This window comes from Streptomyces filamentosus (assembly GCF_014654895.1).
Lineage (GTDB): Bacteria > Actinomycetota > Actinomycetes > Streptomycetales > Streptomycetaceae > Streptomyces > Streptomyces filamentosus.
The window spans coordinates 2,990,072-3,003,148 of sequence record NZ_BNBE01000001.1; the positions used below are offsets into that span (position 1 = coordinate 2,990,072).

General features: G+C 75.8%; 12 protein-coding genes. 9 read left to right on the plus strand and 3 right to left on the minus strand.

Annotation, left to right across the window (positions count from 1 at the left end):
- The first annotated feature begins 40 nt into the window (after positions 1-40).
- On the plus strand, positions 41-1,363 hold the full coding sequence (locus tag IE326_RS13590; protein WP_150229167.1) for a polysaccharide deacetylase family protein: 1,323 nt from the start codon (positions 41-43) through the stop codon (positions 1,361-1,363).
- Positions 1,364-1,698: 335 nt separating this feature from the next.
- On the opposite strand, the gene IE326_RS13595 is transcribed toward IE326_RS13590, so the two are convergent.
- Positions 1,699-2,682, minus strand: coding sequence for an ATP-binding protein (locus tag IE326_RS13595; protein WP_150229165.1), 984 nt, complete (start codon positions 2,680-2,682; stop codon positions 1,699-1,701).
- Positions 2,683-2,784: 102 nt separating this feature from the next.
- Here IE326_RS13595 and IE326_RS13600 point away from each other — a divergent pair, with 102 nt between their 5' ends.
- Positions 2,785-3,603 carry a Fic family protein gene (locus IE326_RS13600; RefSeq protein ID WP_150229163.1) on the plus strand — a complete coding sequence of 273 codons (819 nt, stop codon included), beginning with the start codon at positions 2,785-2,787 and terminating at the stop codon, positions 3,601-3,603.
- A 332-nt stretch (positions 3,604-3,935) separates the two neighbouring features.
- Here IE326_RS13600 and IE326_RS13605 read toward each other — a convergent pair whose 3' ends face one another.
- Positions 3,936-4,793 (minus strand): HAD family hydrolase, encoded by an 858-nt coding sequence (locus IE326_RS13605; RefSeq protein WP_150229161.1) that lies wholly within the window; start codon positions 4,791-4,793, stop codon positions 3,936-3,938.
- A 447-nt stretch (positions 4,794-5,240) separates the two neighbouring features.
- Here IE326_RS13605 and ssd point away from each other — a divergent pair, with 447 nt between their 5' ends.
- The 7 genes from ssd to IE326_RS13640 all read left to right on the plus strand — a co-directional run bounded on the left by ssd (position 5,241) and on the right by IE326_RS13640 (position 10,637).
- Positions 5,241-6,371, plus strand: coding sequence for a septum site-determining protein Ssd (ssd, locus tag IE326_RS13610; RefSeq protein ID WP_190041626.1), 1,131 nt, complete (start codon positions 5,241-5,243; stop codon positions 6,369-6,371).
- On the plus strand, positions 6,368-7,564 hold the full coding sequence (locus IE326_RS13615) for a TadA family conjugal transfer-associated ATPase (RefSeq protein WP_229915323.1): 1,197 nt from the start codon (positions 6,368-6,370) through the stop codon (positions 7,562-7,564). Before ssd ends, IE326_RS13615 begins: the two co-directional genes overlap by 4 nt.
- Entirely contained in the window at positions 7,561-8,430 is an 870-nt protein-coding gene (locus tag IE326_RS13620; RefSeq protein WP_229915324.1) for a type II secretion system F family protein, read from the plus strand. Before IE326_RS13615 ends, IE326_RS13620 begins: the two co-directional genes overlap by 4 nt.
- Complete coding sequence (locus IE326_RS13625; protein WP_373310189.1) at positions 8,420-9,268, plus strand: type II secretion system F family protein; 849 nt, start codon at positions 8,420-8,422, stop codon at positions 9,266-9,268. Before IE326_RS13620 ends, IE326_RS13625 begins: the two co-directional genes overlap by 11 nt.
- A gap of 116 nt (positions 9,269-9,384) precedes the next feature.
- Positions 9,385-9,618: a DUF4244 domain-containing protein gene (locus IE326_RS13630; RefSeq protein ID WP_150229157.1), complete on the plus strand. Its 234-nt coding sequence runs from the start codon at positions 9,385-9,387 to the stop codon at positions 9,616-9,618.
- Complete coding sequence (locus IE326_RS41860) at positions 9,605-10,204, plus strand: TadE family type IV pilus minor pilin (protein WP_190041627.1); 600 nt, start codon at positions 9,605-9,607, stop codon at positions 10,202-10,204. The genes IE326_RS13630 and IE326_RS41860 overlap by 14 nt, the downstream gene beginning before the upstream one ends.
- 49 nt (positions 10,205-10,253) lie before the next feature.
- Positions 10,254-10,637 carry an Rv3654c family TadE-like protein gene (locus IE326_RS13640; RefSeq protein WP_373310231.1) on the plus strand — a complete coding sequence of 128 codons (384 nt, stop codon included), beginning with the start codon at positions 10,254-10,256 and terminating at the stop codon, positions 10,635-10,637.
- Here IE326_RS13640 and sftH read toward each other — a convergent pair.
- On the minus strand, positions 10,528-13,056 hold the full coding sequence (gene sftH, locus IE326_RS13645; RefSeq protein ID WP_229915325.1) for a DEAD/DEAH box helicase: 2,529 nt from the start codon (positions 13,054-13,056) through the stop codon (positions 10,528-10,530). The genes IE326_RS13640 and sftH overlap by 110 nt on opposite strands.
- Positions 13,057-13,077: the final 21 nt, after the last annotated feature.

Genomic DNA, 13,077 nt, shown 5'->3' on the forward strand with positions numbered 1-13,077 from the left:
GCGCCGCAGAAGGTCCCGTCGGAGATGGAGAGGTGGGCGGATGCCGACCGCTGTGCGAGGAAGAACGTTCCGGAGGAAGGCGCTGGCCGCCGGTGCCCTCACCGTCGCCCTGGTCGGCGGCCTGGCCGGCTGCTCGGAGCCGGCCCCCTCCGGCCCGGCCGCCGAGGGCGCGTCCGGCGCCGGGGCGGGCGGCGGGACGGCCGTCGGGGCGAGCGGCGGCAAGAAGCCCGCCGCCGCGCCGGAGAGCGCCGTCCGGCTCATCGGCGACGGCTCCACCGCGTACACCGGGGCCCAGCCCCACCAGCCCGTCTGGAAGAAACTGAAGCCCGGCGAGGCCCCGCCGCAGTTCGTGGTCTTCTCCTGGGACGGCGCCGGCGAGGACAGCCAGAAGCTCTTCTCCCACTTCCGCGGCGTCGGCAAGAAGTACGACGCGACCATGACGTACTTCCTCAGCGGCGTGTACCTCCTGCCGGAGGAGAAGCGGGCGATGTACGACCCGCCGCAGCACTCCGCGGGCCGCTCCGACATCGGCTTCAACGACACCGAGGGCATCCGTGCCACCGTCCGCGAACTGCGCGGCGCGTGGCTGGAGGGCAACGAGATCGGCACCCACTTCAACGGGCACTTCTGCGGCGCCGACGGCGGCGTCGGCACCTGGTCCGTGGAGGAGTGGAAGAGCGAGATCCGGCAGGCCAAGTCCTTCGTCAAGAACTGGAAGAGCAACGCCGGACTGCGCGCCGAGCAGCCGCTGCCCTTCGACTACGACAAGGAGCTCGTCGGCGCCCGCACCCCCTGCCTGGAGGGCCGCGCCAACTTCGTGAAGGCCGCCTCCGAGCTCGGCTTCCGCTACGACACCAGCGGGGTCAACGACCAGATCTGGCCGAAGAAGGACGAGGGCCTCTGGGACCTGTCCATGCACCTGGTCCCGGTCCCGGGCCGCGCCTTCCAGACCCTGTCCATGGACTACAACTTCATGGTCAACCAGTCGCCCGGCACCACCCAGGGCGACCCCGGCATGCACCGCTACTGGGGCGACCAGATGCGCGACGGCCTCGTCCAGGCCTTCGAGCGCTCCTACCGGGGCAACCGCGCGCCGGTCATCATCGGCAACCACTTCGAGTCCTGGAACGGCGGCACCTACATGCGCGCCATCGAGGAGACCATCGCCACGGTCTGCGTCCAGAAGGACGTCAAGTGCGTCTCCTTCCGCCAGCTCGCGGACTGGCTCGACGCCCAGGACCCGTCGGTCATCGCCAAGATGCGCACCCTCCAGGTCGGCGAGGCCCCGGCCGGCGGCTGGTCCGCCTTCCTAGCCCCCCACCCGGCCGCCGCCCCCGCCCCGAAGCAGCCGGCACGCGGCTGACCCCCCCGCCGGCCCCCCTCGGCGCCCCCGCCGGTGGGGGCGCCGGCCGCCGACCGCCGGGCGGCCTCGGTGGGTCGGTGGGTCGGTGGGCCGCAGTCCTGGCGAGCCGGCCGGCCACGGCCCCTGCGCGTCAGTGGGCGGTGGCCCCTGCGGGTCAGCGTGCCGCGGCCGTGGCGGGTTCGCCGAGGACGAAGTCGGAGTCGACCTGCGCCGCCAGGTCGGCCCCGGTCTCTTCTTTTCTTTCGCCCCCGCTCGCGCGGCTCGGCGCGGGGGCGCCTCCCGGGCTTCGGGGGGCTGTGCCGGACTCCGTCCGGCGGTGGTTCCCCGGTCCGTGGTCAGCGAGCCAAGGCCGTGGCGGGTTCGCCGAGGACGAAGTCGGGGTCGACCTGCGCCGCCAGGTCGGCCCCGGTCTTCGCGTTGCCCCAGCTCTCCGCGTTGCGGAGGTGGAAGTGGACCATCTGGCTGGTGTAGCGGGCCCAGTCGCGGCGGGCGTACGAGGCGTCCGCCGCCTCCCGCAGGGTGCGCAGGGCGCGGTGGTTCTCCGGCTCCAGCCGGTCGAAGCTCGGCGGGCGGCCCTTCTCCATCGCGCGGACCCAGTCCGAGTGGCCCACCGTGACCAGCAGGTCCTCGCCGACCTCCTGGCGCAGGAAGTCCAGGTCGTCGGGGCCCTGCACCTTGTTGCCGACGACCTTCAGCGCGACGCCGAAGTCCCGGGCGTACTCCTTGTACTGGCGGTACACCGACACGCCCTTGCGGGTCGGCTCGGCGACCAGGAAGGTCATGTCGAAGCGGGTGAACATGCCGGACGCGAAGGAGTCCGAGCCCGCCGTCATGTCGACGACCACGTACTCCCCGGCCCCGTCCACCAGGTGGTTCAGGCACAGCTCCACCGCGCCGACCTTCGAGTGGTAGCAGGCCACCCCGAGGTCCGCCTCGGTGAACGGGCCGGTCGCCATGAGCCGGACCTCGCCGGGATCGAGCCGGACCGTCCGGGCGCACGCCTCGTACACCGGGTTCTCCTCGCGGACCCGCAGCAGCCGCGAACCCTCCCCGGGTGGCGTCGTCTTGATCATCGTCTCGGCCGAGACGATCCGCGGATTGCTGCCGCGCAGGTACTCCTTGATGAGCGGCAGGTGCGCCCCCATCGCGGGCAGCGCGGCCGCCTCCGTCTCGGTGAGGCCGAGCGCGGCCCCCAGGTGCTGGTTGATGTCCGCGTCGACGGCGACGACCGGCGAATCGGTGGCGGCGAGGTGGCGGACGAAGAGCGAGGACAGCGTGGTCTTGCCGCTGCCGCCCTTCCCGACGAAAGCGATCTTCATGTTCACCTAGCGTAGTGGCACGGCTGCACATCGTGGTCAAGGTCTATGAAGAAGACCACTCCAACGTGGGGCGGGCCGCCCGGGCGCGTAGCCTCCCTACTTATGAGTACGCACGCCTCTGACCCCTTGGCCGCCCTCGCCACCCTGCCGGGCGTCGCCGATGCGGTGGACTCCGTACGCAAGGCCGTCGACCGGGTCTACGGCCACCGCGTGATGCGCCGCCGCAGCAACGAGATCGCTCACGAGGCCGCCCTCCGGGGCGCCCGCGGCTCGGCCGCCCTGGCCGGTGCCGACTGGGCCCTGGAAGAGGTCCGGCGCCGGACCGACTTCAGCGCCGACCCCGAGGCCCGCACCGTCGGCGCCGCCCTGCGCCTGAGCGCCGAGGCGGGCGAACTGCTCTCCATCTGGCGGCAGTCGCCGCTCCGCGTGCTGGCCCGTCTGCACCTGGTCGCCGCGGGTGAGCACGTGGATTCGACGGGCCGCCCCCGGCAGGCCGGCGAGACCGTGACCGAGCCGCTGATCGAGGCCCCCCTCCCCGGCCCGGACGAGGTCGCCGCCCGTCTCGACGGCCTCGCGGAGCTGGTCGTCAGGGGCAGCGAGGCCCCGGCGCTGGTCCTCTCCGCCGTGGTCCACGGCGAACTGCTCGCCCTGCGCCCCTTCACCTCCCACAACGGCCTGGTCGCCCGGACCGCCGAGCGGATCGTGCTGGAGGGCAGCGGTCTCGACCCGAAGGGCATCTGCCCGGCCGAGGTCGGCCACGCGGAGCAGGGCCGGGCCGCCTACGCGGCCGCTTTCGAGGGGTATCTGTCCGGCACCCCGGACGGCGTCGGCGCCTGGATCGCGCACTGCGGGCGCGCCCTGGAACTCGGCGTCCGCGAGTCGACGGCGGTCTGTGAGGCGCTCCAGCGCGGCGCGGCCTGAAAGGCCCCGGACATGGGTTGCGGCGGTACCGAGAATCAGTACCGCCGCTGGCACGTCCACCCAGTTACCAAGCGTCCTCGATATGTGCCCATCAGGCGGGGTGCTTTGCCCTTCGCCTGGTGCGGCTGGCCCGTAATCGACGGGTCGACGTCGCGTGGGTGCCAGGTTTTTGTGCGTCAGGTCCGTGGGGCCATGATGCTCAACAGGTGATCCTCTCGGATGTCCCAGGTCTCGCGGGCCTGATTCCTTTCTACTCCTGTCCGCCGGTAAGCGAAAGTGCTGGCTCCGCTTCCTTGCGCTCTTTCCGGATCGCCCGGAAGCGGGACAAGCGGTCAGCGTTCGGCGAGGACCGCCGCGGCAGCCGCCCGGTGGCGCCGCCGGGAGGCGTACCAGACGAGCCCGGCCGTGGCCGCCGCCGCACCCACGGCCGCCGCCGCCATCAGCGTCGGCCGGGGCGGCATCCGGAACTCCGGCAGCCGCTGCTTGAGCCGCACCGGCCGGTTGAACACCAGCACCGGCCACTCCCGGGCGACCGCCTCGCGGCGCAGCGTCCGGTCCGGGTTGACCGCGTACGGATGCCCGACCGCCTCCAGCATGGGAAGGTCGGTCGCCGAGTCGCTGTAGGCGTAGCAGCGGGAGAGGTCGTACCCCTCCGACTTCGCCAGCTCGCGGACCGCCTCGGCCTTCGTCGGCCCGTAGGCGTAGTACTCCACCTCGCCGGTGAAGCAGCCGTCCTCGCCGACCACCATCCGGGTGGCGACGACCCGGTCCGCCCCGAGCATCTCCCCGATCGGCTCGACCACCTCGGCGCCGGAGGTGGACACGATCACGACGTCGCGGCCGGCGGCGTGGTGCTCCTCGATGAGGGAGGCCGCCTCGTCGTAGATGATCGGGTCGATCAGGTCGTGCAGGGTCTCGGCGACGAGTTCCCTGACCTGGGCCACGTTCCAGCCTTTGCAGAGCGCGGAAAGATATTCGCGCATCCGCTCCATCTGGTCGTGGTCGGCCCCGCCGACGAGGAACACGAACTGGATGTAGGCCGTCCGCAGGGCGGCGCGGCGGCTGATCAGTCCGCCCCGGTAGAAGGACTTGCTGAAGGTCAGCGTCGAGGACTTCGCAATGACCGTCTTGTCCAGGTCAAAGAAGGCGGCTGTGCGCGGCAAGGAGTGGTTTTCCACAACGCTGAGCATAGGTGCCCGCCATTCGGCGTACGCTGGGGCGCGTGGGTTTGCCTGAGGAGGCTCTCGGGTACACCATGGAAGTCACGGATCGTTCGCGACCGTGCATACCCGGCCCGGCTCCTCCCCCCCCGAGTCGGCCGGAAAGACGACCCCCGCTCTCCCCCCCGGCGGGGGTCGTCGCATGTCCGGAGCCGTTTTCCTCCGTTGAGCCATCGCTCGCTCCCTTTCTCTCGCGCCGCCGTGCACCACCCGCCCGCAGCCCGGCGATCCCCTGACTTGTGACTCAGAGTAGTCGCGGGGCTGCGTTCCGGGGAGTCCCCGGACGGGTGGTCGAGATATTCACAGGCGGTGGATTGTCCACAGTTTTTCGGTGGTCTCCGCACGATTTCTCCGGCGGCCCCACCGTGATTCCCGTCGCGAAGTTCGCGGCCACGGGAATCACGAGAGGGGTGCGCGATGCAGGAGCCGACGGCTTCCCGCACGGGCGGGGCGGAACACGGGGGGACCCGGCACGGCGGGGAAGGGGTGCGCGGCCCGGGGCCGCTGATCCTCACCGAGGACGTCGCCCTCCTCGACGACCTGCTGCGGCTGTGCGCCGCGGCCGGCGTCGAGCCGGAGGTGCACCACCGGGTGCCCGAGCGGCGGACGAGCTGGACCGATCCCCCGCTCGTCCTGGTCGGGGAGGACGTGGCCGCCCGCTGCCGGGGCGCCGCCCGCCGGCCCGGGGTCGTCCTCGTCGGACGGGCGCAGGACGACCCGGCGGCGTGGCGGCTCGCCGTCGAGATCGGCGCGGACAGCGTGCTGCGGCTGCCCGACGCCGAGTCCCTGCTCGTCGACCGGCTCGCCGACGCCGCCGAGGGCGCGGGCAGGACGGCGCTGACCGTGGGGATCGTCGGCGGGCGGGGCGGCGCGGGAGCCTCCACCCTCGCCTGCGGACTCGCCCTCGCCGCCGCCCGCACCGGCCGCCGGACCCTGCTCGTCGACGCCGACCCGCTCGGCGGAGGGCTCGACGTGCTCCTCGGCGCCGAGCGGGAGAAGGGCCACCGGTGGGGCGACTTCGCCGCGTCGAGGGGCCGGCTGGCCGGCGGCGCCCTGGAGGAGTCCCTGCCCGCCGCCCACGGGGTGCGGGTACTCAGCTGGGGCCGGGAGCCCACCGGCGCCGTGCCGCCCGGCGCCGTCCGGTCCGTGCTCGCCGCGGCCCGCCGCCGGGGCGGGGTCGTCGTGGTCGACCTGCCGCGCTCCGTCGACGGGGCCGGGGCCGAGGTCCTGGCCCAGCTCGACCTCGGCCTCCTCGTCGTCCCCGGCGAACTGCGGGCGGTCGCCGCCGCCCACCGGATCACCACCGCCCTCGCCACGGCCGTGCGCGACCTGCGGGCCGTGGTCCGCGGGCCGTACGCGGCGGGCCTCGACGAGTGCCGGGTCGCGGACGCGCTGCGCCTCCCGCTCGCCGGCGAGATGCCCTACGACCCCGGCATCGCCGCCGACCAGGACGAGGGCGCACCGCCGGGCGCCGACCGCAAGGGCCCGCTCGGCCGCTTCTGCGCCGCCTTCTGGGAGTGCGCGCTGCCCACCGGGGGTGCGGCGTGACGGGGACGGTGGCGCCGCCCCGCGCCGACGGGGCGGCGGGGGCGGGCGGGGCCGGACTGCTCGACGCCGTGCGGCAGCGGCTCGCGGCGAGCGGCGCCGAGCCGACCCCGGCCCGGGTGGCGGCCGCCCTGCGCGCCCAGGGACGGCTCCTCGGCGACGCCGAGGTGCTGGGTGCCGCTGAGGAGCTGCGCTGCGAGCTGACCGGCGCCGGGCCGCTGGAGCCCCTGCTGGCCGACCCCGACGTCACCGACGTGCTGGTCTCGGCGCCCGACCGGGTGTGGGTCGACCGGGGCGCCGGTCTGGAGCGGGCGCCCGTCGTCTTCCCCGACGCCGCCGCCGTCCGGCGGCTCGCCCAGCGGCTCGCGGCCGTGGCCGGGCGCCGCCTCGACGACGCCCGCCCCTGGGTGGACGCCCGGCTCCCCGACGGCACCCGCATGCACGCCGTGCTGCCGCCGGTCGCCGTCGGCTCCACCTGCCTCTCGCTGCGGGTGGTGCGCCCCCGCGCCTTCACCCTGGAGGAGCTGACCGCTGCCGGGACGGTGCCGCCGGGCGGCGACCGGATCCTCCGCGCGCTCCTCGACGCCCGGGTGTCGTACCTGGTCAGCGGGGGCACCGGCACGGGCAAGACGACGCTCCTCGCGGCCCTGCTCGGCCTGGTCGGCGCGCGGGAGCGGATCGTCCTCGCCGAGGACTCGGCGGAACTGCGGCCGGACCACCCCCACGTGGTGCGGCTGGAGGCCCGTCCGCCGAACCAGGAGGGCGCCGGGCTCGTCACCCTCAGGGACCTGGTCCGCCAGGCCCTGCGGATGCGGCCCGACCGCCTGGTGGTCGGCGAGGTCCGCGGCGGCGAGGCCGTCGACCTCCTGGCGGCCCTCAACACCGGCCACGAAGGCGGATCGGGCACGCTCCACGCCAACACGGCCGCCGACGTCCCCGCCCGCCTCGAAGCCCTCGGCACGGCCGCCGGTCTCGACAGGGCCGCCCTCCACAGCCAGCTGGGCGCCGGCCTGTCCGCCGTCCTCCACCTCGTGCGGGACCCCGACGGGCGCCGCCGGATCGCCGAGGTCCACGTCCTGGAGCGGGACCGGGACGGCCTGGTGCGGACCGTCCCCGCGCTCCGCTGGGCCCCCGACGGCTTCGCGCACGACCGGGGCTGGCCCCGGCTCCGCTCGCTCCTCGGCGGTGCCCCGTGACGGCCGCCCGCCTCCTGGCGGAGCTCTGCCTCTGCGCGGGCGCCCTGCTCGCCCTCCGGCAGGCGGCCGGCCGGCGCCGGGCGGTCCGGCGGACCCGGTCCCTGCTCCTCGGCCCGGCGGCGCCCCCGGACGGAGCCGCCGGCCGGGACGCCCTGGCGCGGTGGTGGGCGGCGGCCAGGGCACGGCCCGAGTGGCTGTGCCTGCCCGCGGCCGGGCTGGTCGCCCTCCTGGGGGAATCGCCGCTGCCGCTGGCCGCCGGCGCCGCCGCCGTGCCGCTCGTACGGCGCGGGCTGCGGGCGCGGGCCCGGCGGGAGGAGCGGGAGGCGCTGTCCGGCAAGGTGGCGGCCTTGTGCGGGGCCGCCGCCGGGGAGCTGAGGGCCGGCTGGCAGCCCGGCCGCGCCCTCGCCTACGCGGCCCGCCACACCGGCGCCCTCGGCCCCGAGGAGCCGCGGGTGCTCGCCGCGGCCGGCTTCGGCGGCGACGTCCCGGAGGCGCTGCGGACGGCGGCCCGCCGGGAGGGCGCCGAAGGACTCGCCGGGCTCGCGGCCTGCTGGCAGGTGGCCGTGGACGGCGGCGCGGGACTGACCGCGGGCCTCGACCGGCTGGAGGCGGCCCTGCGCGAGCAGCACGAGCGGCGCGAGGCGCTGCGGGCCGAACTGGCCGGGGCCTGGGCGACGGTGGCCGTCCTCGCGGCCCTCCCGGTGGCCGGGATCGGGCTGGGCGCGGCCCTGGGAGCCGAGCCGCTGCGGGTGCTGCTGCACACCCCCGCCGGAGGGGCGTGCCTGCTGCTCGGCGGCGCCCTGGAGGCGGCCGGCCTGTGGTGGGCCGCGCGGATCGTACGGAACGGGGGCGGCGGTGCGGAGTGAGCTGACGCGGACGGCCGCGGGGCTGGTCCTGGCCTGCTGGCCGCTCGGCAGGGCTTGGCTCCTCCTGGTGCGGACCCGCCGGGACCGGGCCGTCCGGCGGCGGCTCGGCGCCCTGTTCGGGACCGGCGCGGGACCGGCGCCCCGGAGGACCGGCGCCGTCCGGCGGGCGCGGGGCGACGGGAAGCCGCGTCGGGGACCGCACCGGGTCGTGGCGCGCGGGGCGGCGGTGCTGCGGGACCTGCCGGTACCGGTCCGGGTCTCCGTCGTCGCGGGAGTGCTGTGCGCGGGGGTGTTCCTCGGGCCGGTGGCGGTGCTGCCGGCGGGCGCGGCCGGGGCGTTCGGCGCCCGGTGGTGGCTGCGGCGGGCCGAGGCCGACCGGGCGTCCGCCGAGGACCGGCGGGCGGCGGCCCGGCTCCCGCTGGCCGCCGACCTCCTGGCGGCCTGCGCCTCGGCCGGGGCCGGGCCGGGCGAGGCGGCGGAGGCCGTGGGTCGGTCGCTGGGCGGCCCCCTCGGCGAGCGGCTGCTCCGCACGGCCGCCGAGCTGCGGCTCGGCGGAGAACCGGCCGAGGTGTGGGGGAGGTTCGGCGCGATACCGGGCGCCGAGGGTCTTGCCCGCTGCATGGAGCGGGCCGGTGCCTCCGGGGCGCCCGCCGCCGAGGCGATCGCCCGGCACGCGGCCGCGCTGCGGGCCGCAGCCGCCCGCACCGCCACCGCCCGGGCCCGCCGCGCCCAGGTGCTGATCAGCGCCCCCGTGGGGCTGTGCTTCCTGCCCGCGTTCCTCGCGGTCGGGGTGGCCCCGGTGGTCATCGGCCTGGCGTCGGGCCTGCTCGGCCCCTGAGGCCGGGGCACGGGCGTGAGCACGCACGCGGACACACGACCGCGGACACACGACCGCGGACACACGGACGCGGACACGCACACGAAAACGGACGACTGAGCGAAGGGAAAAGGAAGATGGGAAAGAAGACGGGAAAGACGTACGCACGGGCGCGGAAGGCGCTGGGCGAGTTCTGGGCGACCCGGAGGAGCGGGCTGCGGACCGACCGGGGGATGAGCACCGTCGAGTACGCGATGGGGCTGCTCACGGCGGCCGGCGTCGCCGCCCTGTTCTACAAGGTCATGACGAGCGGGCCCGTCTCGGGAGCCCTGGAGGCACTGGTCGGGAAGGCCCTCGATGCGCCGTTCTGAGCGGGCGCGGGGTCCGGGCTCCGACCGGGGCTCGGTGACCGTGGAGGCGGCGGTCGTGCTGCCGGTGCTCGCGCTCTTCGCGATGGCGCTGCTGTGGGCGCTGGCCGCGTCCGCCGCGCAGATCAGGTGCGTGGACGCGGCCAGGGCCGGGGCGCGGGCCGCCGCCCGGGCGGAGTCCCCGGGCGCCGTGACCGCCGTCGCCCGGGCCGCCGCGCCCGAGGGCGCCCGGGTGACGGTGACCCGGCAGGGCGAGCTGTGGCGGGTGACCGTGGAGGCCGCGGCCCCGGGCCCCGCCGACCTGGGCGTGACCCTGCGGGCCGGGGCGGCGGCGCTCGCCGAGGACACGGTCGGGGCCGCGGTCGGGGTCGGGAGCGGAACTGGGGTCGGAACCGGCGTCGGGGGCGTGGGCGCGATCGCGGTCGGCCCCGGCCCCGGGGCCGGCACCGAAGCCGGGGCCGCGAACAGGATCGCGGACGGATCTGCTGCCGGGATCGCCGGGATCGCAGAGATCGCCGGGATCGGGGGCGCCGGGAGCGTCGGTAGGTCGGGGAAGGAGGTGGAGCGTCGTGAGGCGGGGGCGGGGTGACCGGGGCGCGGCGACCGTGTGGACGGCGGTGGCGGCCTGCGCGCTGTGTGTGGTCTTCGGGTGCGTGCTGGCGCTCGGGCAGGCGGTGGCCGCCCGGCACCGGGCGGGCGGCGCGGCCGACCTCGCGGCCCTCGCCGCCGCCGACCGGGCTCTGTGGGGCGAGGCGGAGGCGTGTGCGGCGGCCTCGCGGGTGGCCGCGGCCCAGGGCGCCGAGCTGGCCCTGTGCCGGGTGACCGGCGCGGAGGCCGAGGTGACGGCACGGGTGGTCCGAGGGGTGTTCGCCCCGGCGGTCAGGTCCCGCGCGGGCCCCGGCCGGGGCCCCCTCACCCTGCCTCTTCCTGCCCCTCCCGCTCTTCCTGCCCCTCCTGCCCCTCCTGCCCCTCCCGCTCTTCCCGCTCGTTCGGGTGGGGGGCCTCCCGGAGGAGTTCCGTGAGGAGGCGGACGGCTCCGCGCTTGTGGAGGGGGTCGTTGCCGTTGCCGCACTTGGGGGACTGGATGCAGGAGGGGCAGCCCGCCTCGCACTCGCAGGAGGCGATCGCCTCCCGGGTGGCGGTGAGCCAGGCGCGGGCGGTGTGGAAGGCGCGCTCGGCGAACCCCGCGCCGCCCGGGTGGCCGTCGTACACGAAGACGGTCGGCAGCAGGGTGTCCGGGTGGAGCGGGACGGAGACGCCGCCGATGTCCCAGCGGTCGCAGGTCGCGAAGAGCGGCAGCATGCCGATGGAGGCGTGCTCGGCGGCGTGCAGGGCGCCGCCGAGGATCTCCGGCGTGATCCGGGCGGCGTCGAGCTGGTCCTCGGTGACCGTCCACCAGACGGCCCGGGTGCGCAGGGTGCGGGGCGGCAGGTCGAGCTTGGTCTCGCCCAGCACCTCGCCCGTGATCAGTCGGCGGCGCAGGAAGGAGACGACCTGGTTGGTGACCTCGACGGAGCCGTAGCAGAGGCGGCCGGAGCCCCACGGGATCTCGGTGTCGGTCTCCAGGACGGCGATGGAGGTGGTGTCGCGGGCGGTGGTCGAGTAGGGCGGCACGGCCTCCTCGACGAGGGCGACGGAGTCCTCCAGGTCCAGTTTCCGCACCAGGTAGGTGCGGCCCTGGTGGAGGTGGACGGCGCCTTCGTGGACGGAGGTGTGGGAGGCGGCCTCGTCGACCGTGCCCAGGAGCCGGCCGGTGCCCTCCTCCACGATCCGGACGGGGCTGCCGCCGCCGCCCCGGATGTCGGCGAGGTCGGCGGCCCGCTCGCGCCGGGTCCAGTACCAGCCGCCGGTGCGGCGGCGCAGCAGGCCGGCCGCCTCCAGCTGGGGCATGAGGCCGGGCGCGGCCGGGCCGAAGAGCGCGAGGTCGGGCTCGGTGAGCGGGAGCTCGGCGGCCGCGGCGCACAGATGGGGGGCGAGGACGTAGGGGTTGTCGGGGTCCAGGACGGTCGACTCGACCGGCTGGTCGAAGATCGCCTCGGGGTGGTGGACGAGGAAGGTGTCCAGCGGGTCGTCGCGGGCGACCAGGACGGCGAGGGCGCCCTCGCCGGAGCGGCCCGCCCGGCCGGCCTGCTGCCACAGCGAGGCCCGGGTGCCGGGGTAGCCGGCGATGAGGACGGCGTCGAGGCCGGAGACGTCCACGCCCAGTTCCAAGGCGGTGGTGGCGGCGAGGCCGAGGAGTTCCCCGGAGTGCAGGGCCCGCTCCAGGGCGCGCCGCTCCTCGGGCAGGTAGCCGCCCCGGTAGGCGGCGACCCGCCGGGCGAGGTCCCGGTCGGTCTCGGCGAGCCGTTCCTGGGCGATCACCGAGATCAGTTCGGCGCCGCGCCGGGAGCGGACGAAGGCGACCGTGCGGACGCCCTGCCGGGTGAGGCCGGTGAGCAGGTCGGCGGTCTCGGCGGTGGCGGTGCGGCGGACCGGGGCGCCGCGCTCGCCGTGGAGTTCGGTGAGGGGCGGCTCCCACAGGGCGAAGACCAGTTCGCCGCGCGGGGAGGCGTCGTCGGAGACCTCGGTGACGGGCAGGCCGGTGAGCCGGCCGGCGGCGCGGGCCGGGTCGGCGGAGGTGGCGGAGGCGAGGAGGAAGACGGGATCGGAGCCGTACCGGGCGCAGACCCGGCGCAGCCGGCGCAGTACCTGGGCGACGTGGGAGCCGAAGACGCCCCGGTAGGTGTGGCACTCGTCGATGACGACGTAGCGCAGCGAGCGCAGGAAGGAGGACCACCGGGCGTGGGAGGGGAGGATGCTCCGGTGCAGCATGTCGGGGTTGGTGAGCACGTAGTTCGCGTACTGCCGGATCCACTCCCGTTCCTCGATCGGGGTGTCGCCGTCGTGGACGGCGGGCCGGATCCGGTTGCCGAGCGGGGCGGCGAGCTCCCGCACGGCGCGCCGCTGGTCGGCGGCGAGGGCCTTGGTGGGGGAGAGGTAGAGGGCGGTCGTCCCGCGGCCGTTCGCGGCCTCCGCGCCGTCGAGCAGGGTGGAGAGGACGGGGGCGAGGTAGGCGAGCGACTTGCCCGAGGCGGTGCCTGTGGCGATCACCACGGACTCGCCGTCGAGGGCGTGCTCGGCGGCCTCGGCCTGATGCGCCCAGGGGTGCTCGATCCCGGCGGCCTGGACGGCGGCGATCACCTCGGGACGGATGCGGTCCGGCCAGACGGCATGACGGCCCTCCCGGGCGGGCATGTGCTCCATATGAGTGATGCGCGCGGCCCGGCTCTCGCCCGAGGAGAGCCGTTCGAGGACCTGCCGCGGAGAGGGGCGGCTTCCCCTGTCTCCGGCGGGTCGAGCGGTGCGTTGATTCTTGGCCATCGGCACCGAGTGTGTCACCGGCGTGACGGACAATGCTTCCAAGGCGTCGTGCATGGCTGCTGGTAAGTGATTGAATGCCATCGCGGCTGGCGATTCGTTCTC